Annotated in this window: 19 protein-coding genes; 7 read left to right on the top strand and 12 right to left on the bottom strand. The window is 44.6% G+C overall.

The genetic code is table 11. The annotated features are described in order from the left end of the window. Positions 1-33: 33 nt before the first annotated feature. The 7 genes from ACHUFN_RS02395 to ACHUFN_RS02365 all read right to left on the bottom strand — a co-directional run bounded on the left by ACHUFN_RS02395 (position 34) and on the right by ACHUFN_RS02365 (position 8,287). The gene (locus tag ACHUFN_RS02395) at positions 34-1,269 is read right to left on the bottom strand and encodes an allantoate amidohydrolase (protein WP_394220717.1); all 1,236 of its coding nucleotides are present in this window, start codon (positions 1,267-1,269) and stop codon (positions 34-36) included. Continuing rightward, on the bottom strand, positions 1,262-2,530 hold the full coding sequence (locus tag ACHUFN_RS02390) for a pyridoxal-phosphate-dependent aminotransferase family protein (RefSeq protein ID WP_394220716.1): 1,269 nt from the start codon (positions 2,528-2,530) through the stop codon (positions 1,262-1,264). Before ACHUFN_RS02390 ends, ACHUFN_RS02395 begins: the two co-directional genes overlap by 8 nt. A 10-nt stretch (positions 2,531-2,540) precedes the next feature. Then, a complete protein-coding gene (locus tag ACHUFN_RS02385) occupies positions 2,541-3,359 on the bottom strand; it encodes a sulfite exporter TauE/SafE family protein (protein WP_394220715.1) in 819 nt (272 codons plus the stop codon). Positions 3,360-3,536: 177 nt separating this feature from the next. Beyond that, positions 3,537-5,114, bottom strand: coding sequence for a gamma-glutamyltransferase family protein (locus ACHUFN_RS02380; RefSeq protein WP_394220714.1), 1,578 nt, complete (start codon positions 5,112-5,114; stop codon positions 3,537-3,539). A gap of 117 nt (positions 5,115-5,231) precedes the next feature. Continuing rightward, complete coding sequence (locus ACHUFN_RS02375) at positions 5,232-6,461, bottom strand: amidase (protein WP_394220713.1); 1,230 nt, start codon at positions 6,459-6,461, stop codon at positions 5,232-5,234. A gap of 215 nt (positions 6,462-6,676) precedes the next feature. Then, complete coding sequence (locus ACHUFN_RS02370) at positions 6,677-7,240, bottom strand: DUF924 family protein (protein WP_394220712.1); 564 nt, start codon at positions 7,238-7,240, stop codon at positions 6,677-6,679. Positions 7,241-7,453: 213 nt separating this feature from the next. Next, positions 7,454-8,287: a MurR/RpiR family transcriptional regulator gene (locus tag ACHUFN_RS02365; RefSeq protein ID WP_394220711.1), complete on the bottom strand. Its 834-nt coding sequence runs from the start codon at positions 8,285-8,287 to the stop codon at positions 7,454-7,456. A gap of 410 nt (positions 8,288-8,697) precedes the next feature. Between ACHUFN_RS02365 and ACHUFN_RS02360 the strand changes: the two genes are divergently transcribed. Both ACHUFN_RS02360 and ACHUFN_RS02355 read left to right on the top strand, forming a co-directional pair. Continuing rightward, positions 8,698-9,324, top strand: a complete 627-nt coding sequence (locus ACHUFN_RS02360) for a CPBP family intramembrane glutamic endopeptidase (RefSeq protein ID WP_394220710.1) — start codon at positions 8,698-8,700, stop codon at positions 9,322-9,324. 99 nt (positions 9,325-9,423) lie between these two features. Beyond that, a complete protein-coding gene (locus ACHUFN_RS02355) occupies positions 9,424-10,740 on the top strand; it encodes a mechanosensitive ion channel family protein (RefSeq protein WP_394220709.1) in 1,317 nt (438 codons plus the stop codon). Positions 10,741-10,772: 32 nt separating this feature from the next. Here ACHUFN_RS02355 and ACHUFN_RS02350 read toward each other — a convergent pair whose 3' ends face one another. The 3 genes from ACHUFN_RS02350 to ACHUFN_RS02340 all read right to left on the bottom strand — a co-directional run bounded on the left by ACHUFN_RS02350 (position 10,773) and on the right by ACHUFN_RS02340 (position 13,636). Continuing rightward, positions 10,773-11,873: a DUF3080 family protein gene (locus ACHUFN_RS02350; protein WP_394220708.1), complete on the bottom strand. Its 1,101-nt coding sequence runs from the start codon at positions 11,871-11,873 to the stop codon at positions 10,773-10,775. Then, positions 11,870-12,619 (bottom strand): pteridine reductase, encoded by a 750-nt coding sequence (locus ACHUFN_RS02345; RefSeq protein WP_394220707.1) that lies wholly within the window; start codon positions 12,617-12,619, stop codon positions 11,870-11,872. Before ACHUFN_RS02345 ends, ACHUFN_RS02350 begins: the two co-directional genes overlap by 4 nt. A gap of 132 nt (positions 12,620-12,751) precedes the next feature. After that, positions 12,752-13,636: a fructosamine kinase family protein gene (locus ACHUFN_RS02340; RefSeq protein WP_394220706.1), complete on the bottom strand. Its 885-nt coding sequence runs from the start codon at positions 13,634-13,636 to the stop codon at positions 12,752-12,754. Positions 13,637-14,074: 438 nt separating this feature from the next. On the opposite strand from ACHUFN_RS02340, the gene thrS reads away from it, so the two are divergent. The 4 genes from thrS (at position 14,075) to rplT (ending at position 17,342) form a co-directional block, all read left to right on the top strand. Beyond that, positions 14,075-15,991 carry a threonine--tRNA ligase gene (gene thrS / locus ACHUFN_RS02335; protein ID WP_394220705.1) on the top strand — a complete coding sequence of 639 codons (1,917 nt, stop codon included), beginning with the start codon at positions 14,075-14,077 and terminating at the stop codon, positions 15,989-15,991. A gap of 121 nt (positions 15,992-16,112) precedes the next feature. After that, on the top strand, positions 16,113-16,652 hold the full coding sequence (gene infC, locus ACHUFN_RS02330; protein ID WP_394221034.1) for a translation initiation factor IF-3: 540 nt from the start codon (positions 16,113-16,115) through the stop codon (positions 16,650-16,652). 117 nt (positions 16,653-16,769) lie between these two features. Then, complete coding sequence (rpmI, locus tag ACHUFN_RS02325) at positions 16,770-16,967, top strand: 50S ribosomal protein L35 (protein WP_012518091.1); 198 nt, start codon at positions 16,770-16,772, stop codon at positions 16,965-16,967. An 18-nt stretch (positions 16,968-16,985) separates the two neighbouring features. Further along, entirely contained in the window at positions 16,986-17,342 is a 357-nt protein-coding gene (gene rplT / locus ACHUFN_RS02320) for a 50S ribosomal protein L20 (RefSeq protein ID WP_012518092.1), read from the top strand. 301 nt (positions 17,343-17,643) lie between these two features. Here the strand turns inward: rplT and ACHUFN_RS02315 are convergent, their stop codons facing one another. Continuing rightward, positions 17,644-19,053: a mannose-1-phosphate guanylyltransferase/mannose-6-phosphate isomerase gene (locus ACHUFN_RS02315; protein ID WP_394220704.1), complete on the bottom strand. Its 1,410-nt coding sequence runs from the start codon at positions 19,051-19,053 to the stop codon at positions 17,644-17,646. Positions 19,054-19,085: 32 nt separating this feature from the next. Further along, positions 19,086-20,540, bottom strand: a complete 1,455-nt coding sequence (locus tag ACHUFN_RS02310; protein ID WP_394220703.1) for an undecaprenyl-phosphate glucose phosphotransferase — start codon at positions 20,538-20,540, stop codon at positions 19,086-19,088. 677 nt (positions 20,541-21,217) lie between these two features. Here ACHUFN_RS02310 and ACHUFN_RS02305 point away from each other — a divergent pair. Beyond that, on the top strand, positions 21,218-22,423 hold the full coding sequence (locus ACHUFN_RS02305; RefSeq protein WP_394220702.1) for an outer membrane beta-barrel protein: 1,206 nt from the start codon (positions 21,218-21,220) through the stop codon (positions 22,421-22,423). The last annotated feature ends 70 nt before the right edge of the window (positions 22,424-22,493 follow it).

The following is a 22,493-nucleotide window of genomic DNA, read 5'->3' as shown; positions in this document are numbered from 1 at the left end:
GTCCCCATATTAAAAACTGTGGTGTTTTGAGTTCTACGCGTGTTTGAGTTTACAAATTGTTTTGTATAGTACTGACAAGCTTGCTGATACATCATCGTGAGTGACCGATTCAGCAGGATGATGGCTTATACCGCCTTTACAGCGAGTAAATAACATGGCAACAGGGCAAATATCTGCAATTGCCATAGCATCGTGCCCCGCGCCCGAGGCTAATACCCGCGGTGTGATACCGCTTTCTTCAACACCGCGAATTAACGCGTTTTTAAGCTGTGTGTCGCAATGTACCGCGGGTGCGCTATGGGTTTGTTCACGGTTTAACGATATGTGCCTTGTTTGCGCGATCTCATCAAATTTCTGCAATATTTCTGCCAAAACCGAATCACGCAAGCTGTCATCTTCGCTTCTGATATCTAACGAAAATCGTGTGCGACCAGAAATCACATTTACCCCGTTGGGAGCGTTTTCAATTTTGCCTACCGTTGCTACAACGCCAGGACGTTGTAGGCTTATACTTTCCACTGCTAATAGCATTTCTGCACTTGCACATAGCGCGTCACGTCGCATAGACATGGGTACCGTACCAGCGTGACCAGCCATTCCCTCAAGTACGAAATTGAAACGTTTTGCGCCAGCAATTGCGCTAACAACACCTACTGGCAAATTTTCTTGCTCTAATACTGGGCCCTGCTCGATGTGCAATTCTAAATAGCCTAGAATATCAGTACGTGAAATGGCGGCACTAATAACCGCATCGAAATTCAGGCCAAAGTTCGCCATGGCTTGTTCTAGGCTCACACCATTTTCATCTTTCAAATGGCGCCATTGCTCTTGCCACTTGCCCGTAAGCGCGCGGCTTCCTAGTAGTGTAGTACCAAAGCGGGTCCCTTCTTCGTCACAAAAGCCTATAATATCAATGTGGAAGGGAAATTTGGTTTGTGTGCCGTCAAACATTGCCACCAATGAAATAGCGGCAACAACGCCTAGCATTCCATCGTATTTGCCGCCGTTAGGTACGGTATCTAAATGGCTACCTAAAATTAGTCGCGGCGCATTTGGCACGCTTGAAGTATAGCGGCCCCAAATGTTGCCTACCGCGTCTTGCCAGGTGGTCATGCCAGCCTCTATCATCCAGCCTGAGGCTAATTGATTAGCAAGCTTGTGTTGTTCTGTTAAATAGCGCCTGTCTAGACAGTTCGGGTCTTGGCTTAAGGTGCCTAGCGTCTCGCACCTAGCCATTACTTGAGTCGCTAATTCAGCGAATTCATGCATTTGCGACTCCCGCCGCTTTGGCATCGGTATATACAGCGAGAGCAGCATCTACCCCTTTGCCCCAAGGTAATGCAAAACCTTGCATGCGAAGTACAGTTTCTAGCGACTGAAGTGTATGAAGCACAGCATCTTCTCTCGCATTGTAGCCCATTGTTCCAATGCGCCATATTTTCCCTTTCAGTGGGCCAAAGCTGGTGCCAATTTCAATATTAAAGCGAAGAAGTAAGGTTTCACGTACTTCTTCGCCGTGAACGCCATCAGGGATGTGAACACCTACAACGTTATACATTTTGTGCTTAAGATCGCCAAAGGGTTGAAGCCCCATGGCTTGAATGCCCGCAAGCATGGCGTCGCCCGCCACCTTATGACGTGCGATAACGTTTTGTTGTCCCTCTTCTAAATGCAAGCGTGCACATTCGCGCGCGCAATAAAGCATACTGGCCGCTTCCGTATGGTGGTTTAAACGCTCTTCACCCCAATAATCCATGATCATGGGTAAATCGAAATAGTTAGAGCGAATTTTAGGGCCTCGCGCGGCTTCGTGGTGCGCATCGCGGATACCTGCTTCAACGTGATGGCGCGTGCGTACCACTTTGACAAACTTATCGCTTAGCGTAATAGGGGCGCTGCCTGACGGGCCGCCCAAACATTTTTGCAGACCAACGGAAACTGCGTCTAATTTCCACGCGTCAACATCTAAAGGGTTTCCGCCCACTGACGCGGTAGCATCGCAATAGAATAAAACATTGTGTGCTTCACAGATTTCACCAATTTCTTCAAGGGGTTGCAGCATGGTGGTAGACGTATCACCTTGCACAATAGCAAGTAATTTAGGTTTAATTTCTTTCACTGCCGCTTCAATTTGCGCTGGTGAGAACACTTCTCCCCAAGGTACTTCAATGGTGTGAACCTCAGCATCAGCGCGCTCTGCAATTTCAGCAAGCAAATGACCGAAGCGACCGAAAATGGGGACTAGCACTTTGTCTCCTGGCTCTATTGCCGATACTAAAACGGCTTCAATGCCAGCCCGAGACGTACCGTCAACTAAAAACGTTTGCTGGTTTTGAGTATTAAATACATCGCGATAAAGCTGCATAACCTCATTCATATAGCCAGTCATCACGGGGTCATATTGCCCCACTAGTTGCGTAGACATGGCGCTCAATACGCGGGGGTAACAGTTAATTGGGCCAGGGCCCATTAACAATCGCGGTGGCGGAGAAAGTGGTGCGCAAGTTCTGTTAGACATTCCGCTGGACATAGAAGCACTCCTAGATAAGTACTTGCGCTAACATGCGCAAGCCAGTAATGGTAAGAACAACGGCGAAGATTTTCTTAAGTAATCCTGCGTCTAGCTTATTGGCAATAGCGGCGCCAATGGGTGCAAACAACACCGTAAGCGGAACGATGCATGCAAAACCAAGCAAGTTTACGTAGCCGTAGGTAGCGAAAGGGGCGTCAGCAGGTGTAGTGCCAACAAATAGCAAAGTAAGGGCAGCGGGAAGAGAAATAATTAATCCTACAGCAGCAGCGGTGCCAACCGCCTTATGGGCAGGGTAGTTGCAAAATGTAAGGATAGGGACGGTAAGTGTTCCGCCGCCAATTCCTACCATTGAGCTAAACAACCCTATGCAGGTTGCCATAATCGACTGACCTGCCTGTCCGGGAAGGCTATTGAATAATGCGTCTTTTTTACCAATAAGCATATTGATAGCAGACAAAGTGGCAATAACACCGAATAGCAAGGTTAAGAATGTTGGGTTGACTACGGTTACTGCATAGCTCCCCACTAGTACGCCTATTAATATAAATACTGCCCACGCTTTTAATAATGCAAAGTCAACATTGCCTTTACTGTGGTGCGCGCGAATAGAGCTCACAGAGGTTGGGACGATAGTGGCAAGTGATGTGGCGGTGGCAATAACCATTGCACTTTCAGGCGACACTCCAAGGGCCTGAAACAAAAAAAATAGTACTGGTACAATAACTATACCGCCGCCAACGCCCAGCATGCCTGCAAGTAAGCCTGCAAACACGCCAGTACCTACAAGCGACAAAATAACCGTAAGGTTGTCTATTAAAAACTGCATTTGATATGGATCTCTTCAACGTTTGTTTATGCCAACTATTTCAGCGCAGTGCCTTTGAGGGCTGTCGCAATCTGAAAGCAACGACGCTTTTGTGGCTTAGCTCATTAAACCGGTGGTTAAAACCGATTATTAAATTTCTGGTCACAAAAATTAATGTGCCAAGTTTGTTTCATTGGCCTAGCGGTGGCCCAGATAGGCTTTCCCATCACTTCTTGGGTCGCTAGCGCCACTTACCGTTCCGTCTGTATCGCGAATAATCGCGCCAGCATGGCCCATAAGTTCGTTGCAAGGGTCAACGGTGACCATGTCGTGGCCGCGCCCTAATAAGCTGTCGCCCACGTATTCAACTAAATCTCGTTCTGCTTTTAAATTGTGACTTTGATCACCCCAAGTTCTGCCCAGCAGCCATCGGCCCAGCGAGATAGCTTTTGCAACAGGTTGACCATGATAAATATGGCGGGCAAAGAGTGCTGCTTGGGTTTGAGGTTGTCCTTCTCCACCCATAGTGCCGTAGCTCATGCGACGACCGTCAACAAGTTCAGCAAACGCCGGGTTAAGAGTATGGAAAGGCTTCAACCCCGGAGCTAAAAACTGATTGCTGTTTGAGTCTAGTGAGAAAGAGGTGCCCCGATTATTCCATACGATGCCGGTTTGAGGGCTCACAACACCAGAGCCAAACTCCCAGTAAAGCGACTGTATGTAGCTCACCATTCTGCCCTCGGAATCACAGCAGCCCATCCAAATGGTGTCGCCGTGCTTCGCTTCATGAGGCCATGGCAGCGCTTTTTCCAAAGAAATGTTCTTAACCATCTCATTTAGTGCGTCGTCACTTAATAAGCTTTGCAAATCAACTGGTGTTCGAGATGGGTCTGTCACATTCGCGTTACGCGCAATGAAGGCTTGTTTGGTGCATTCGATAAGTAAATGCACCATGTCAGCATCGGTATTTCCTAAATGCTGTACTTTGTCATACAGCGCCAAGATTATCAGCGACGCTACGCCTTGTGTTGGTGCAGGCAGGTTGTACAGCTTACCTTTGCTGGTGGACACCGATAAAGGCTCAACAATAGTTGCTGTGTAATTGTTAAAATCTTCAAGCCGAATAGGGGAGCCAGCCGCTTCTAAGTCTTCAGCTAACTTTGAAGCCAGTTCACCGTTATAAAAATCGTCGAGCCCTTTCTCTGCAAGGTGCTTCAAGGTTTCGGAAAGTTTGGCTAACTTAAGAATTTTTCCTTTTTTAAGCGCTTTCCCTTTGATAAGGAATTGATGGAAGTTCTCATCAACACTCAGCTCATCAAAGGTTTTGTTACTGGCATCAACCAAACTTTGCGTTACTTCAATACCCCAGTTAGCTTGACTTATCGCAGTGTCAAATAATGTGCTAAGCGGCATTGGGTTTTGCCATTCATTGCTTATCTCTAGCGCGGCTTGCCAGCCAGCTACAGCGCCAGCCATGGTTAAGGCAGATTTGCCACCTCGGCTGGGAATAGTTTCGCTGCCTGCATAAAATGCCGGTGTTGCGCCTTTTGCTGCCACGCCAGATGCGTCAATGCCAATTGGTTTCTTGCCTGGTTCGCTTATTAGCCAGAATCCATCACCGCCCATACCATTCATGTGCGGGTATTCAACTGCAATTGACGCTGCAGCGGCTACCATGGCTTCAATTGCGGTGCCGCCTTTTTCCAATATGTTTAAGCCCACTTGTGATGCCGCAAAGTGGGGGGCAGTAAACGCAATGTTTGGTTTTTCACTCATTTTTAATTCCTTCAAAAATTCAGCAACAGCGCCATAGATTAGTGATCATAAGAGCGCAGCGTCTTCCTTCCACTTTCTAGATAAATGTAAAAGCTCACCAACGTGCGCTTTACACCCTTAGCGAGTGGTTAGTGCCTTCGCTAACGCGAGAAGTGCAAGATCGTTGCCTTTTTTGCCCACCAGCGATAATCCACACGGGGCGTTGTGTAGGGTGAACAATGGCAAATGCAGTTGAGGTAGCCCTGCAAGGCCAGCTATTGCTGTAAGCGCAAGTAAGGCGTTTCTATCATTTGCCAGTGTCGTTTCATCGGCGTTGCATAGAGGTGCAATTCCGGGTGTTGTGGGGATCACCAATACTTCTACTTCTTCAAACAATGTTTTTAGTTGGTTAACCACCACTGTTTGTTGCGCTTTGGCCTGTTGTATATCGTGTGTTGTTATAGTTTTACACCAGTCCAGACGCAACATGATATCTGAAGCGATATCGGGTTGAGTTTCTTCAATCCATTCGCCGTGTTGTTGCCATATTTCGGCGCCTTGCAAGGTGCGAAATGTGGCTGCGGTTTTCAGCGCATTCAAGTCTAACCTCGCCTTTGAAAAGGCAATACAGTCATTCTTGTGAGCAAGCTTTTTTAGCCATGAACCGCATAGAGAGCCATGCGCTGTTTGATTGAACAAATGTTCTGCAAATCCTAACCGAGGTTTTTTAGCAAATTCTTTTTGCGTAGAACTGGGTATACAAACCTCTGCGACCCGCTGCAATGTGTCTAAATCCCGCGTCAACCAGCCAACGGTATCAAATGAGGGAGCGAGCGCGACCATGTTGTCGCACGCTACCACGCCATGTGTGGTTCGAAGCCCCCACAACCCTTGGTAGCTTGCTGGAACACGTATAGAGCCTCCGGTATCAGTGCCCAAACCTATGTCAGCAAGGTGTGAACTCACCGCTACAGCGGACCCTGAAGATGAACCACCGGGTATACGCTCGGGGGCAATTGGGTTTATCAAATCTTCATAGTGCTTGTTTTGCCCATGCAAACTGTACGCGAGCTCGTCGGTAACCGTCTTGCCTTTAAAAATAGCGCCCGAGTTAAGCATGCTTTGAACGCAGCAATTAGTTGTTTCAGGTAACGCGTGCGTTGCAAGCCAATCTGGGTTTCCCGCTGCAGTTGGCAACCCTTTAATGTGAAACAAATCTTTTACCGCTAGCTCCAATCCACGAAGAGAGGCCTTTGTCTGGTTTAAAGACGAATGCGCTTTGCTATCACTAGTAATTGTTGCTTTTAAGTTTTCAACTGCCTGTGTAAATCTGGCATCACAAGGCTTCAATACGAAAGGAGAGCTCACAGCGTGCTACTTATTTTTATTTATTGTCCGTCTTACATTAATGAAACAACTGTTTCAGTTTAAAGTCAAGAGAAACAATTGTTACCATGTTGGAGACAAGCAAAAATAGATTACTGTGCTGCGAAGATTTGGAAAAATCAGCTGTCGAGAGGAAGCCTTCCAAGCATGAACGGTTTTTTTTGAGCGTCAGCCGAATTTTAAATTACAGGCTTACACTAGAACCCTTGTGGATTTCTTTTTAAAAAAGCAGATTCTTCTGGTGTAGATTCGCGCCCTAACACATGGTTGCGGTGAGGGTAGCGTCCAAACCTTTCAATCACCTGCTGGTGACGTTTCTCGAACTCATATTCACGCTCAAGCCCCTCTTGAGAGAATAGTTCGACTGCCACATCGTGAATAGCCAATGATTCGCTGTGCATAAATGGCATGTAAAGGAATGCGCATTGCTGTGGTGTGAGTACTTTGTCTGCTTCAACACTTACTGCTTCTTGCGCCAATATTAAAGCAATATTATCGGTGCTATAGGCATCGGCGTGGTTGCGGTAAATATTTCGTGAAAACTGGTCGAGAAGGATTATTTCTGCAAGGCGACCCATAGCCGTAGCGCGCCAAGGCCATAACTCGCCTTTGGCAGCCGCAGCACGCAATTTTGCGAATCGCGTAGTAATCGTTTTATCTAGTGCTGAATCTTCCTTAAACCATTGGTCAGGCGTTAATTCTCCAAACCAAAAGTCTAGCACACCGTTAGCTTCTTCCATGACTACCTGCGTTTTATCCATATAGACTCCAACAACACGCTTACAGAAGTGAAATTAAATTATCGGGTAAGTCTATACATACCTGTGCGGCAACAACTCAAGCATTGAATGAACTCTTTTGCTGTTACTTATACCCGTTTTAAAGTGCGATAGTTTCCTTTGCACTTGTAAAATCTAAAATCTCTGCTTGTGGATTTAATATAGTATTGCGCAAAAAGTGTTCTATTGGAAGTGCTAACGCTTCGGGCTTTCTAATTCGTCCATCTGGATATATACATCGGTGATTGCATCTACGCGATCAGCAGCCTTACTTCCTAGAGCGTCGTAGGTAAGGTTGCAAAGAGATGCAACAAGACTCATAGGCGCTGCATAACTGTCAAAAGGCGAGTCGCTTCCAATGTGGGTTATGAGCAAATGGTCGACATCATTGCGATAACCTTGTCCGGTAGGATCTGTAATTAGCACAGTTTTACAATGTTTAATGCTGTTTAGTACAAACTTGAATTGACGTGTTCTGCGACGAAACCCAAACAAGACAACTACATCATTTTCGGTAAGGTCAATAATGTCTTCGCTCAGCGTTTGCCCTGGTTGGGGGAGCACGCGTACCGAAGTGCGAATTTGCTTAAGCTGTTGCCTGAAATGAAGCGCAATAGGGTAGGCGTTACGAAACCCTATCAAAGTAACTTGGCTGGCGAAGGCGAGCTGCTTCGCTATTTCCGCAAGGGCTTCAGACGACGTACCTTCAAACGTGTTTGCTAGGTTTTTACTGTCACTTTCGTGTTGAAGAACACCACTGGAGGGGCTGACAACAGGAACACCTTGCTCACGCAGTTGAACAAGCGCTGCTTTTGCTTGTTGGTGCGAGTCAAACCCTAACTGACGAAAGAACCGACTTACGGTTGCTTTCGATGTGCCAGATTTTTCAGCAATTAATGAGGTTGACTGGCTAAGCACCGCTATCGGGTTTTGCTGAATATAATGCGCAATCGACTTGCCCGAGGGAGATAAAGAGGCATAGTGTTTTTCTATTTGCTGTAGAACGTCGTTAGGGCTGTTTTTTGTCATTAGTATCGCCTTGTCTATCTTATGCAATTATTTCACGACTTTTGTGCGATATACAATCACTACCTGTATTTGGCGACATTGCCAAGTTATTTGTAGGCATAGTTAGAAACGCCAAACAATTAAAAAGGCGCTTGGAGCGAGCCTGATTTATTACTTTTAGAAATTCTAACCTTGAACGCGCAATGTAAAATTTCAAGAAATAGAGAGGCTTACAAGGTTGCCGATAGTCTTTAGGGCTAAAGTCGCATTTATTCACCTGCCCAACTCTTACAATTTGGCACTACACTTTCATACAAGTGAAGGGTAAATATTCACAAAAGTGTCATTGGTTGGTAACTATCTTGTTGGTTCGATTTCCTCAGCTCATCGCAAAGGGGCAGCGCAACAAGGCTAAAACTCAGAGGTGCGGTGTGGTAAAGCTTTGGTCTGAATTGATCTTATTGTTCATAACGCTTCCCCTTGTTGTTCTTTATTGGATTAAGCATTTTGCAAATTATCTGATGCCGATTTTAGGTGTAATGGGGCTTTGCTGCTTAGCAATGTTGTTAGCTGATAAGCAATTTAAACCAATTAAATTATGGCGTTGGGACGACTATCGAACACATTTAAAAAGTACTCTTAAACTATTCTTGCCATGGGCTAGTCTGCTTGCATTAGTGGTTTATTTAGTAAAACCTGAACTATTCCTGCATTGGCCTATGAACGAGCCATGGATGTGGGTGGCCACTTTGCTCCTCTATCCAGTGGTGTCGGTGATCCCACAAGAAATTATTTTTCGCACTTATTTCTTCCATCGTTACAAGCGTATTTTACCGTCTAAACATGCAAGGTGGGCGTTGAGTACATTTTTGTTCGGGTTAGCACATTTGGTTTACGGAAATTGGGTAGCTGTCGTTATTTCTTGGATTGGCGGTGCTATTTTTGGCTATCGATACATGCAAACAAGTTCAACACCTGTGGTGGTGATTGAACACGCGATATGGGGAAGTTACCTCTTCACCATTGGCTTAGGATCTTATTTGGTTATTGCATCGTAAATTACTGAATTAAATTTCAGATAACACTCTTTTTTCAATGTTGTGTTTGTTGTGTAACTAAAACATGGCACCATAAATCCCAAACCAAGGAAGTAGGTTATGTTTAATGCGTTGTTTACTGTTTTAACGCACGTTTTAGCCAGTTACACGGTGTTTGAAAAGCACTCTGCCTACAGAGCTTTTAGTGCCCCGTTGATTCTGCAAGACGGCGATGCAAGTGAAGCCATTACCAGTCTATCCAGCGCACAGTCGCTGTTAAGCGAGCTGTGGGAGGCTTTTCTTTACCGTTTGCCTGGGCTTGCACTTGGTATCGTCATTATGGCGGCTTTTATCCTTGTTGCGCCACATGCCGCGAAAATACTGGTTAAGCCTTTTACACGTACAACTACCTCGCCTTTACTGCGCTCGGTGATTCAGCGAAGCGTTGGTCTAGTGCTCATTTTACTCGGTATTTATCTTTTTCTGTTTTTAGCAGGACTAACGGGGTTTGCTATTGCAGTGGTAAGTGGAACCGGTGTGGTTGGGCTTATTCTTGGCTTCGCATTTCGAGACATTGCAGAAAACTTCATTTCAAGTTTATTACTAACCATTCAACGGCCGTTTAGAATAGGCGACATTGTTCAAGTAAACGACTTCACTGGCATCATCCAGAAGGTGACCGCGCGGGCAACCACGCTGGTTGACTTCGATGGCAACCATATTCAAATTCCCAATGCCACTATTTATAAAGGCGTAATCAAAAATTTAACTGCCAACCCGCTTATGAGAGGGCATTTTGTAATAGGGGTTGGCTATGACTCAGATATCCAAGAAGCGCAGCAAATCGCTCAGCGAATTACAGCGCAACAAGAGAAGGTACTGAAAGACCCAGAACCACAAATCCTTATTGATGAGTTAGGTGCGTCTACCTATAACGTTAAAGTTTATTTTTGGGTGGATGTAGAGACAACGAGTGTGCTTAAGATGGCGTCGGTTTTGATGCGCAACATCACTCAGGCATTTTTAGACGCCAACATTAGCATGCCAGATGACGCAAGAGAGCGTATTTTTCCCCAAGGTTTGCTTGTTCAAAATGCAAGCGATAATGCCATAACTGACGAGCCAGAAACCTTAAAAGAAGTGGGCCCGTCGTCAATAGAACAAAACGTCAATGCTCTATCGCGTGAAGCGAGTACGAATGAAAATAAAGGCTTGGATTCAATGGATGATGACCGTTCTAAGTCTTTCAATAAGAATCTACAACGTGATGCCGATAGCCACGCTGTAAAAAATCAGCCGCGCGAAGCAAGTGCGACAACTGATAAAAAAACTATGAAAGGCGCGCCGATTGATGATGACGTGTCTTCTGAAGCCAAGGAAATAAGAGAGCAAGCACGTAGATCAAGAGATCCTGAAGCCGGCGAGAATATTCTTTAGGCAGCACACTGAGAAGCACACCCTTTCAGTATTTATGAAACGGGGGCGACAGGTGACAGGTTGCATCTGCCAAGGAACCCTTGCCATAAATTCACATGTTCTTGCATGGCGTTACTGTACTGTGTAAAACCGTCTTGCGTTTGTTGCTTAATATAGCGTTTAAAGTCATTGTGCAATGAGGGCTCAGCAAGCCACGCTTCCCAAAGTGGTGCTAGTTTATAGTGGTATTGGTTCACTAAACTGCCTACAGGTTGAATTTCTTCAATAAAAAAAAGATAAAAGACGTTGCGAAGTATTTTTGCTTTGTCGCTTGCTCTGCCCTGAGGACAGCTTACCGCGTCAAGCTCGGTGTTTAACATTTGAGTTAGCTGCGAAAGGCTGTTCGCTAATATTTGTTGAGTATGCCAAAGCGTAGCGGGCAAACGCGCTGAGCGAATAATTTGAAGCTGCTGTTCCAGTTCACTGCTATCTATAGGAGAGTCAATGTTCGTATCACTATCCTCCAGCTTTCCCTCATTTAGACTATTGAGGTAAAAAAGTGCGTTTACACTTGAGAGTGCGTCTTTATTATTTTCAACAGAAAACAATCGCTCTGGTGTGTTTAACGCCAAGCGTACCTCTTGGCTACTTTGAATAAGGTTTGCCCATGTTTTTGTGTAATCTCGTGCTTTCTGTTCCTGCCATGAGGCTATGGTGGCGGCGAGCGCAGTTTCACTTTGATTTACCTCTTTTTTTTCTTTTAATCTGGCTTCGCAGTTTTTAAGAACACTAAGCAGCTTACTTTCATGGACTAATCTTTGAGAGGGGAGCTGACTTTTACCTAGCGACGTATTGCGTTGGGCGACTACCGTGCCAAGTTCGCAATCCTGCAACGCATAGAACTCACGCAGATTTATACTAATTCCCTCGATATTGTGTTTAAGTGTGGCTGAGTCTGTCAATCTGGGAAGAGGCGTTACAAGATGATCATCAAAGGTGTCGGGTAGAGAAGTATCAAGTACTCTAGAGAGCCGCTCTGCGTAGTCCTTGATACTTTTCTTAACAGTATCGCCGCCAAAACAGCCAGCCAAAACAAATAGGCTAATGCTTAGGATAGTATATTGACAGGCTTGGTTTAGCTGCGAAAAAGTCATGCCGACGCACCCGTGTATAGACTGCGACCGCCATCAACATAAATGATTTGCCCTGTGATATAGGGGGCAGATATCAAAAAAGAGAGGGTTGTTGCTATATCATTCGGATTGCCCAACTTGCCTAATGGGATACTGGATACAAGCTTATCTTTTTCCTGATTATCCATAGAACGCTCTGGCCACAATATTGCACCAGGTGCGATGCCGTTCACGCGAACATGCGGTGCTAACTCTACCGCTAAAGACTGAGTTAACGAAGCTAGGCCAGATTTAGCAAGTAAGTATACACTGTGCTTTAAAAGCGGGCGGTCTATGTGCATGTCGACCATATTGATAATGCAACCTTGGCTCTGTGTTAGCGCGGGGGTAAGAGCTTGAGATAAGAACAAAGGCCCCTTTACATTGCTGCCGACCAACGATGTCCAGTCGTCTTCTGAAATGTCACCTACAGGTGTTGGATAAAAACTTGATGCATTATTGACTAAAACATCAAGCCGCCCCCACAGACATAGTGCACGTTCGCCGAGATTTCTTGCTTCTTGCGGGTCACAAAGGTTTGCTTGGATACACGCAGCTGAATTTGTGCGTTGAATATTCAGTGTTTCAGCTAGCGCTAGTGCGTCATTTTTTGAATGCTCATAGTGAATGATAACGCGATAGCCCTCACCGTGAAGTTGGCGAACCATTGCGGCACCAATCCGTTTAGCCGCCCCGGTTATCAGTGCCACAGGGCTTGAATTTGTCATGATAAATGCTGCTCTCTATTTTAAATCTTTTATTACATATCTACAGTTTCTTTTTAAAAAGCATAGGGGCTCCCCATTCAATATTCTGTGATACTTTTCAGTGCGCAGCCGCAAAAGGATCCCTGATTATTTTTAGTGCCTGTAGATATCGTCTAAAATTTGTTCTGCTTGTGCGATGTAATGCGCGCCAAATAATAACCCGTGATTTAAAATATGGTAAAGCTGGTATATTGGTTTTCTTAAACTGTAGTTTTTTTCGATTGGGCTGTGTTGATGGTAACCTTCAAAAAAAGAATTGGGGAAGCCGCCAAACAGTTCAGCCATGGCCAAGTCGGACTCACCGTCGCCAACATAAACAGCGGGATCAAATAAAATAGGGCCTTTTTTGCTAAAGCCGGCGTTACCCGCCCATAAGTCACCGTGCAATAATGAAGGGTGGGGTTGATGCAAGCTAAGAAGGTGTCTAATTCGCGTCACAATGTCATCGATATCACCATTTTCGCTTTTCCAAAGCCCGTTTGACGCTAAACGCTCAAGCATACTGCCAATGCGTTTCTCAGCAAAAAAGTCTGCCCATGAAGCCATTCGCCCATTGGTTTGAACATTAGCACCAATATAGTTGTCGTGTGGCCACCCGTAGCTAGTAAACGCATTAACAGCATGAAGTGCAGCTAGCTGTTGCCCTAATGTGAAATAGTCCTCAGCGCTAGGTTCAATGAATCGAATGTGCGAAAGCACAAGGTACTCCATATTCGGTGTTTCATTGGTGGTGATGCCGTGACAAATTACCCGCGGCGTTAATATAGTTTGGGTGTTGGCGATTTCCGTCAGCCCCTCTGCTTCATGCGACAGTTGCTGAGTTTCATCGTATTGGCGAGTTTTAACAAAGTATCGGTGGGTGGTGTCTTTGATAATGTAACTTTCGTGTGTATCTCCGCCACTCACGCGTTCGGCTTTTTGGCAGCTAAAAAACTGCTGGGTTTCATCTGAAATATGCTCGCTGATAAAGTGCCACATATTACACGCTCTGCTTGGTTTGTTAATTTCAATCAAGACTTTGAAAAGGCGTACGAGTTAATTGTTTAACCTCCATGGAGGTCTGTGCGCAACAAAGCATTAGCCCATATAGATATTTTGCCTTAGTCTAAAGTATGGGATAAAAATGAACAATTGCATATTTTCATGAGCAAAAACATTCTTTAGAACACATAAATTTCACGATCGTGGCCAAGAAAGAGTTTTGAATATTGAAGTTGACCATACACTGGTTATAATCCACCACTTGCTTTGAGTTAAGCCCCACTGCTATGTAAAAGAAGTGGAGTGCTTGGGTAGTCGATATGTCACTACTTTCGTTAAGTTAATAAGCAAACTTCGAGTGCCAAAGAGCACGATTAAATTTTTTAAAATATGCATGTGGCGCAGAGTAGGCGTCACCACTGTAAAGGAATTAGAATGCCTGTAATTACCCTTCCTGATGGAAGCCAACGCGCTTTCGATAACGCTGTTTCTGTATTAGATGTTGCAAACGATATTGGCCCTGGTTTAGCCAAAGCAACCATTGCAGGAAAAGTAAACGGTGAGTTAGTTGACGCCGTTGATATGATTGACGCGGACGCACAACTTCAAATTATTACTGCAAAAGACGATGAAGGTTTAGAGATTCTTCGTCACAGTTGCGCGCACTTGTTAGGTCACGCTATTAAACAGTTATGGCCAAACACCAAAATGGCTATCGGCCCAGTTATCGACAACGGTTTTTACTACGATGTTGATATGGAAGAAAGCCTAGCCCAGGAAGATTTAGCCAAGCTAGAAAAGCGTATGCTTGAATTGGCTAAAACCAATTACGATGTGGTTAAAAAGAAAGTGAGCTGGCAAGAAGCTCGCGATGCATTTGAAGCACGCGGCGAAAGCTACAAAATGGAAATCCTTGATGAGAATATCAGCAAGGAAGATAACCCAGCGCTTTATCACCATGAAGAATACATTGACATGTGTCGCGGTCCGCACGTACCGAATATGAAATTCTGTCATCACTTTAAATTAATGAAAGTGGCAGGGGCTTACTGGCGTGGCGACAGCGACAACAAAATGCTTCAGCGCATTTATGGCACAGCGTGGGCAGATAAAAAGCAGCTTAAGTCTTACTTACAGCGCTTAGAAGAAGCAGAAAAGCGCGACCACCGTAAAATTGGTAAAGCGCTTAACTTATTCCATTGGCAAGAAGAAGCACCAGGTATGGTGTTCTGGCATAACGATGGCTGGTCAATTTATACAGAGCTTGAAAGCTTTGTTCGTAAAAAATTGCGTGAATACGGCTACGACGAAGTAAAAGGCCCATTAATGATGGACCGAACGCTTTGGGAAAAGTCGGGTCACTGGGATAAGTATGCCGACAACATGTTCACCACAGAATCTGAAAAGCGTGAATATGCAGTAAAACCAATGAACTGCCCAGGCCACGTGCAAATTTTTAATCAAGGTTTGAAATCGTACCGTGACTTACCGCTAAAAATGGCGGAGTTTGGCTGCTGTCACCGCAACGAACCATCGGGTGCACTGCACGGCTTAATGCGTGTACGTGGATTTACCCAAGATGATGCTCACATTTTCTGTACAGAAGAACAGATCTTAGCAGAGGTGAGTGACTGTATTAAGATGGTGTACGAGACATACGCTGCATTCGGTTTTGAAGATATCAAAGTTAAGTTGTCTACTCGCCCTGAAAAGCGCGTTGGTGCTGACGAGATTTGGGATAAATCAGAAGCTGCGCTTGCTGAAGCACTAAAAGCGAACGACATCGAATTCGATTATCAGCCTGGAGAAGGCGCGTTCTACGGACCGAAAATTGAATTTACGCTGCACGACTGTTTAGACCGTGCATGGCAGTGCGGAACCGTTCAGCTAGATTTCTCAATGCCGGGCCGCTTAGGTTCTACTTATGTTGCCGAAGACGGTGAACGCAAAGTGCCGGTAATGATTCACCGTGCGATTTTGGGTTCTTTAGAACGCTTTATCGGCATTTTGACCGAGGAATTTGCAGGTTTCTTCCCACTTTGGTTGGCACCTCAGCAAGTTGTAGTAATGAACATTACTGACAAACAAGCTGAATACGCGTCAGATTGTGTGAAAAAACTGCAAAATTTAGGGTTTAGAGCAAAGTCTGACTTGCGAAATGAGAAAATCGGCTTTAAAATCCGCGAACATACACTGAAGCGTATCCCATATATGCTAGTGGTAGGCGATAAAGAAATGGAAGCGGGCGAAGTAGCAGTGCGATCTCGTCGCGGTGACGACCTAGGCAAAATGCGCCTGGAAGACTTTATTGCCATGGCTCAGCAAGAAGTTGTTGAAAAGACGATTAAGTAGTTGAGCAAATTGTGTATAATGCACAATTAAGGTGTCTGCTTTTGGTTTTATTTCAAGTTAATCAAAATGGTTAACGGTCCCAAAAGCAGACAAAAGAATTAAATGTTTGGAGGAATAGCACATTAAAGGCGCTAATAACAAGGCTCAGGGCGATAAAGCCCGCATTAACGATGAGATTAAAGCCAGAGAAGTAAGACTAATTGGCAAAGACGGTGAACAGGTTGGTGTGGTTTCGCTAGCAGAAGCTACGCGTGCCGCTGAAGAAGCGAGCCTAGATCTAGTAGAAATCAGTCCAAATGCCGAGCCGCCAGTCTGTAAAGTTATGGACTATGGCAAATTCCTCTTCGAAAAAAGTAAAGCTCAAAAAGAGCAGAAGAAAAAACAGAAGCAAATTCAGGTCAAGGAGATTAAATTTCGCCCTGGCACTGATGAAGGCGATTACCAGGTCAAACTGCGCAACCTGCGTCGCTTTCTTGAAGGTGGTGATAAAGCCAAAGTTACGATTCGCTTCCGCGGTCGTGAAATGGCGCACCAAGACATCGGTATCGATCTACTAAACCGCGTTAAAACCGATTTAGAAGATATCGCTACTTGCGAGTCTTTCCCACGCCGTGTGGAAGGCCGTCAGATGATCATGGTGCTAGCCCCAAATAAGAAGTAGTAACGGTCTAAAGTTTTCGGGAATCTGCACCCTGAAACACCTTGCTGCTAAACATTAACCGGTATTAGGTGACTGCACACCAAACGTACCGATATTAAACAATGCGGAGTTTTAGCAATGCCTAAAATGAAAACTGTAAGCGGTGCCGCCAAACGTTTTAAGAAAACGGGTTCTGGCCGCTTTAAAAGCAAACAGTCTCACTTACGTCACATTCTGACTAAGAAGAGCTCTAAGCGTAAACGTCACCTTCGTGGCAAAAAACTGGTTCATGACTCTGATACCAAATTGGTTCAGCGCATGTTGCCTTACGTATAAGACTTAGGAGACTGATTAATGGCTAGAGTAAAACGCGGCACTATCGCACGTGCTCGTCACAAAAAAGTCCTCAAGCAGGCAAAAGGTTATTACGGCGCACGTTCACGTGTTTATCGCGTAGCGGTACAAGCTGTAACTAAAGCTGGTCAATATGCTTACCGTGACCGTCGTCAGCGCAAGCGTCAATTCCGTCAACTATGGATTGCACGTATCAACGCTGCTGCACGTCAAAATGGTATGTCATACAGCCGTTTCATCAACGGTCTGAAGAAAGCGTCTGTTGAAATCGATCGTAAGATCCTTGCCGACATCGCAGTACATGACAAAGCAGCTTTCAGCGCACTAGTCGAAGCGGCTAAAGGCGCTTTAGCTTAATTATTAACTAATTAAGTTTAAGTTCTTTCGGAAAAGGCGAGCAGGATGCTCGCCTTTTTTCGTTTCTGGCTACTATGCGGTTTTAAAGCAAAGTACTCTTCATCCACACAACTCTTTCATTCGTTCTATATTTGCCTCTCATCCATAAATTGGCTTCTTACCTTAGTAATACTCTACGCTGGTTTAAATCGTCAGCCGCATAGCTTCTGCGGCAGAATAGTGCTCTTTCGCTTACTGTTACTCACAGTCAAAAAAACAGGGCCGAAGCCCTGCTCATATTTATACATTAGCGAGAAGCGCTTTATTTCTTCTCTACACGTCCGTAGCGGTCAGAAAACCTTACAATGTCATCTTCACCTAGGTACGCACCAGATTGAACCTCTATAAGCTCTAGCGGAATCTTACCGGGGTTTTCTAAGGCATGCACTGCGCCAATAGGGATGTACACTGATTCGTTTTCAGTCACTAATTGGGTATCGTCATCAATGGTGACATTGGCACTACCTGATACTACTATCCAGTGTTCAGCACGGTGATGGTGCATTTGAACTGACAACTTTTCGCCAGGTTTAACCGTAATGCGTTTTACTTGGAATCGAGCGCCGCTATCAATAGAGTCGTAGCTACCCCACGGTCTAAAGACTTCACGATGAAACTCAAACTCTGGACGCTTTTCAGCTTTGAGCTTATTTACGACGTTTTTAATGCTTTGTGCGTCATCTTTGTGAGCAACCATCACGGCATCTTTCGTTTCGACAACAATAACATCATCTAGGCCAATAACAGAAACAAGGCGCTGCTCGGCGTTTATATAGCTATTTTTCGTGTTTTCTAAAATAGTGTCGCCAATACACACGTTACCGTTATTATCTTTTTCAGATGTTTCCCATAACGATGTCCAGCTTCCAACATCACTCCATTCTGCATTAAGAGGAACCATGGCCGCGCTATCTGTCTTTTCCATTACAGCGTAGTCGATAGAGTCGTCAGGGCAGGTCGCAAACACGTCTTTATCTACTCGAATGAAATCTAGGTCGGGGGCTTCTGTTTCAATAGCCTGACGACACACTTCTAGCATTTCTGGGTTGTGTGTGTGCAACTCTTCAATGTAACGACTTGCTTTGAACATAAACATGCCGCTGTTCCAAAAGAAATCGCCCGACTCAACATACTGCTTGGCTGTCTCAAGTTCAGGCTTTTCAACAAAGTCTGCTACTTCAAAGCCGTTGTTCAGGGCCGCACCAGCCTTAATATATCCATAGCCAGTATGAGGTTGGTCTGGAACAATGCCGAATGTAACCAGTTTGCCTTGCTCAGCGAGCGTTTCAGCTTTGATTATCGCTTCATGAAAAGCAGTTTCATTTTTAATCGAATGGTCTGCAGCAAGAACGAGTAATACCGGGTCTTCATCATCTTTAGTAGCATGTAGAGCTGCTAATGCAATAGCGGGCGCTGTATTACGGCCCACTGGCTCTAAAAGAATTCCGTCGTGCGCAATATTCTTTTTCCGCAATTGTTCAGCAACTAAAAAACGATGCGCATCGTTACAGATAAATACCGGGGGCTCAGCGTTGGTGCCATTAAGACGAGTGATCGTGTCTTGGAGCATCGTACTGTCTGATGTTAAAGATAGGAATTGTTTTGGTAAAGCAGCGCGAGACTTTGGCCAGAGGCGGCTACCACTGCCGCCCGCCAATACAACAGGTTTCATATACTGATGTCCTTTTCTCTATTTAGAATTCACTAATAAGCGTTTTTGTTAATAAACCCGTTGAAAACGGTCATGAAAACTATTTTTATATCGAACCAAATAGACCAGCGGTGTATGTAGTCTAGGTCGTACTCAACGCGCTGAACCATCTTGTTAGTTGTTTCTGTCTCACCGCGTAAACCATTAACCTGCGCCCAGCCAGTAATACCTGGCTTCACTTTATGTCGTAGCATATAACCGGTAATAATTTTTCGATATTCTTCATTGTGGGCTACGGCATGAGGGCGGGGGCCTACAATAGACATGCGGCCTTGTAGAACATTAATAAATTGAGGGAGCTCATCAAGAGATGTCCGTCTCAAAAAACCACCGATCTTAGTCAAACGAGCGTCATTCTTTGTAGCTTGTTTCACAACAGCCCCATTGTCTTGAGTAGTCATAGAGCGAAACTTATAAACAGTAATCTGCTTACCATCTAGCCCGTAACGCTTTTGCTTGAATATCACAGGTCCTTTGGATGTCAGCTTAACCGCAGCGGCAATAAATAACATTGGGACTGAAATCAACATTAAAATCAAACTACTCAGCACAACGTCCTCTAAACGCTTGAGAACGTCACTTGCACCTTGAAACGGCGTATCATAAACGCTCAGCGCTTGAACGTTGCCCACGGTTTGCCAGCGCGCGTTCAGCAAGTTGTACATGAAGAAGTTTGGAATAACGTAAACGTTAGCTGTCGTGTCGCTACACTGTTCAAGAATGGCACGAATTCGATTTTCGGCACTCATGGGAAGAGCAATATAAATGTAATCAACTTCGTTTCGTTTAGCCATTTCGATGGCGGCTTCTATGTTACCCAGCACCGCTCCTTGCATTTCATGAGGAAGTCGTTCAGCCTCTCTGTCATCATAAATGCCATTAAAGCGAATGCCTAAATGTTCGTTTTGTTGTATCTGAAGAGCGACATTTGCACCTAAATGGGTTGCGCCAATAATAATCGAACGACGAGTATTTAATCCGCTTTTACGTATACGAAAGAGGAATTTTCGCATCATAAAGCGCCACAGAATGAGCACAACGAACGACGAAGCAAACCACAATAAAATTGCAGGGGGAGGTGTCTTAATCTCTTGAACAAAGAAATAACCCATCGACATTGTACCCAAGATACTCAATGCCCAGGTAATCGCTGCAGCTCTTAGCATTTCAGGCGTTCTGTGACCTCGCCATGACCGATATAATTCAACGCCTTCAGCTGAAATCTGAAAGCAAATCACATTGATAAATAAAAGAATTAAGCTGGTAGTATCAATTTGTGTACCGTAATAGGCTGCTGACGAATAATACAATATCGTCACCAAGGAAAGGTCAATCAGCCTATAAATAGTTGAAAAACCACTTTGGTTTCTGACAACCAAACCACCATTGGTACTGGGCTCTACTGGGTGAGCTTTAAGTGCTTTGTTAGATTCTACTCTATTGTCCATTGAAGTATCTCTAAGTGAAAAGTGAAGTCTGTAGCCAAAGCTAATGACAACAAAAACAAGCTAAGCCGTGATTAAGAAGAATAGCGAAGACAACTTATGGATGATTAGGCAAGTACTGTGCCCACTTTCAAGCAACAAAAATAGATTAACGCAACGTGCTGATTATATTCGCGTTGAAATCTATCTACCTATAAGCTCAACTATCACAGAAAACTATATTATATTGATGTTGTAATTTTATTACAGGAACCATGTTTATTTCGTACTAAAATGGTGCAAATTAGGTAGAATACCGCGCTACTACTTTTCATCGGCAATATAAATAAGATAGCATATAACGCAATTAAATTGCGGACATATAGGTGAAACAATACCTATGTATAGTTTGACAAATAGGGCTATCTCACTGGCAAGGCTGACATTATCGCTCACAACCCCGGGTTCCGGGGAGTGGGGGTAACTTATTTTACAAATAAAGAGAAGAAAAAACGGCACGCCTATTGCTCCGTGAAGACTGTTCAAGAACTATGCAGGCAATAGCCGCAGTACATTGTAAGAATTACACTCATTGTTGGCTGCATCGCTGATTACAGCGTTTTCTAATGGGTCATTAAAAAAACGCACTTTAAAAAATGCACTGTTTTAATACACCAAAGCCATCGTAGGAAGGAAATAACATGTTAAAAAGGACCAAAAGCATCGTAGCAATGTCGGTGATTTGCGCCACACCGACTCTATGTGCCCAAGAGGCTGGTCGAATTCAGGCAGGGAAATTTGATTTAATCCCGTCATTTACGTCCTCGATGGCGTATGTCGATAACGTTGCTTACGCCCGTGGTGAAGACCCCGAGATTTTCAGTTGGCGTGCAATCTTTTCACCTGAGGTGATTGCAGTTACACAAGTAGATGGAAACCCATTCCAAGTAGGCTATCGTCTAGAAAGAGGCGTGTTCTTTTCAAGTAGCGCTGATGACTATACCGACCACTTTGTAGAAGCTTCCGGTGAATATGAGTTAAATAGTCGTCATAGGTTAAACGCTATTGCCCAATTTGAAGATGGACACGAAGAACGCGGTACAGGTTTTTCATTGGGGCTTGGTACTGCCATAGATACGCCTGACCGATATATAAGCACATCAATTGGCGGCGAATATTCATATGGTGCCGTTACCTCTGACGGTATGTTAACGTTCAAAGCAAATCGAGAAACTCTCGATTATGACAGATCTGAGCAAGTGTATTTGATACGTGATAGGGTCAAAAACCTAGTTGGGGCTGAATTTGGTTATCGTATCGGCCCGGCCACCACTGCGCTTCTTGATGTTTCTCAAACGTATGTAAGGTATGACAACCAAATAGGCATTGTTACTCGCGACAGTGATGAAACACGAATTCTTTTAGGTCTTAGGTGGGAATCTACAGCAGCGACCACGGGTTTTGCAAAAGTAGGTTACAAGGAAAAAGATTTTGAGGCAGCTGAACGTAGTACCTTCTATGGTACTGATTGGGAAGTAGGTATTGATTGGCAACCGCTTTCATACACATCATTTCGTTTCTCAACGAGTGCAGATACTAGAGAAACAAACGGTGAAGGTAACTTCATCAGGCACAGGGGCTTTGATGTGTCTTGGAACCATGAATGGCTCAACCGTTTAACTTCGTCTGTAAGAGTGTCACGAGCAACTGATGAATACATTTTAACCGGAGAAGACATTGAAAATAGAGATGATGAATTTATGAACTACATGGCTTCATTGAATTATCAGGCCCGTAGATATCTATCGTTTTCTCTATTCTACCAATTAGCCGATCGTGACAGTAATCGAGAGTTGATTGGATACGATCGAAATGTTGTTGGAATATCCGCAGAGGTTACGTTGTGAAGCAACACCCATTTATTAGTTTAGTCATTTTGTTTTTTTTAACGGTTAGTCATGCTGCGGTTGCACAGCA

The organism is Alteromonas gracilis (assembly GCF_043642145.1).
GTDB lineage: Bacteria > Pseudomonadota > Gammaproteobacteria > Enterobacterales > Alteromonadaceae > Alteromonas > Alteromonas gracilis_B.
Note: the sequence above shows the minus strand (reverse complement) of the source record. Positions and strands in the feature narration are given on the sequence as shown.

Excerpts from the sequence above, each read along its gene's own strand:
- ACHUFN_RS02395 (WP_394220717.1), bottom strand. The coding sequence starts at position 1,269 with ATGCATGAATTCGCTGAATTAGCGACTCAAGTAATGGCTAGGTGCGAG.
- ACHUFN_RS02390 (WP_394220716.1), bottom strand. The coding sequence starts at position 2,530 with ATGTCCAGCGGAATGTCTAACAGAACTTGCGCACCACTTTCTCCGCCA.
- ACHUFN_RS02385 (WP_394220715.1), bottom strand. The coding sequence starts at position 3,359 with ATGCAGTTTTTAATAGACAACCTTACGGTTATTTTGTCGCTTGTAGGT.
- ACHUFN_RS02380 (WP_394220714.1), bottom strand. The coding sequence starts at position 5,114 with ATGAGTGAAAAACCAAACATTGCGTTTACTGCCCCCCACTTTGCGGCA.
- ACHUFN_RS02370 (WP_394220712.1), bottom strand. The coding sequence starts at position 7,240 with ATGGATAAAACGCAGGTAGTCATGGAAGAAGCTAACGGTGTGCTAGAC.
- ACHUFN_RS02365 (WP_394220711.1), bottom strand. The coding sequence starts at position 8,287 with ATGACAAAAAACAGCCCTAACGACGTTCTACAGCAAATAGAAAAACAC.
- ACHUFN_RS02355 (WP_394220709.1), top strand. The coding sequence starts at position 9,424 with ATGTTTAATGCGTTGTTTACTGTTTTAACGCACGTTTTAGCCAGTTAC.
- ACHUFN_RS02350 (WP_394220708.1), bottom strand. The coding sequence starts at position 11,873 with ATGACTTTTTCGCAGCTAAACCAAGCCTGTCAATATACTATCCTAAGC.
- ACHUFN_RS02345 (WP_394220707.1), bottom strand. The coding sequence starts at position 12,619 with ATGACAAATTCAAGCCCTGTGGCACTGATAACCGGGGCGGCTAAACGG.
- ACHUFN_RS02340 (WP_394220706.1), bottom strand. The coding sequence starts at position 13,636 with ATGTGGCACTTTATCAGCGAGCATATTTCAGATGAAACCCAGCAGTTT.
- thrS (WP_394220705.1), top strand. The coding sequence starts at position 14,075 with ATGCCTGTAATTACCCTTCCTGATGGAAGCCAACGCGCTTTCGATAAC.
- rpmI (WP_012518091.1), top strand. The coding sequence starts at position 16,770 with ATGCCTAAAATGAAAACTGTAAGCGGTGCCGCCAAACGTTTTAAGAAA.
- rplT (WP_012518092.1), top strand. The coding sequence starts at position 16,986 with ATGGCTAGAGTAAAACGCGGCACTATCGCACGTGCTCGTCACAAAAAA.
- ACHUFN_RS02315 (WP_394220704.1), bottom strand. The coding sequence starts at position 19,053 with ATGAAACCTGTTGTATTGGCGGGCGGCAGTGGTAGCCGCCTCTGGCCA.
- ACHUFN_RS02310 (WP_394220703.1), bottom strand. The coding sequence starts at position 20,540 with ATGGACAATAGAGTAGAATCTAACAAAGCACTTAAAGCTCACCCAGTA.
- ACHUFN_RS02305 (WP_394220702.1), top strand. The coding sequence starts at position 21,218 with ATGTTAAAAAGGACCAAAAGCATCGTAGCAATGTCGGTGATTTGCGCC.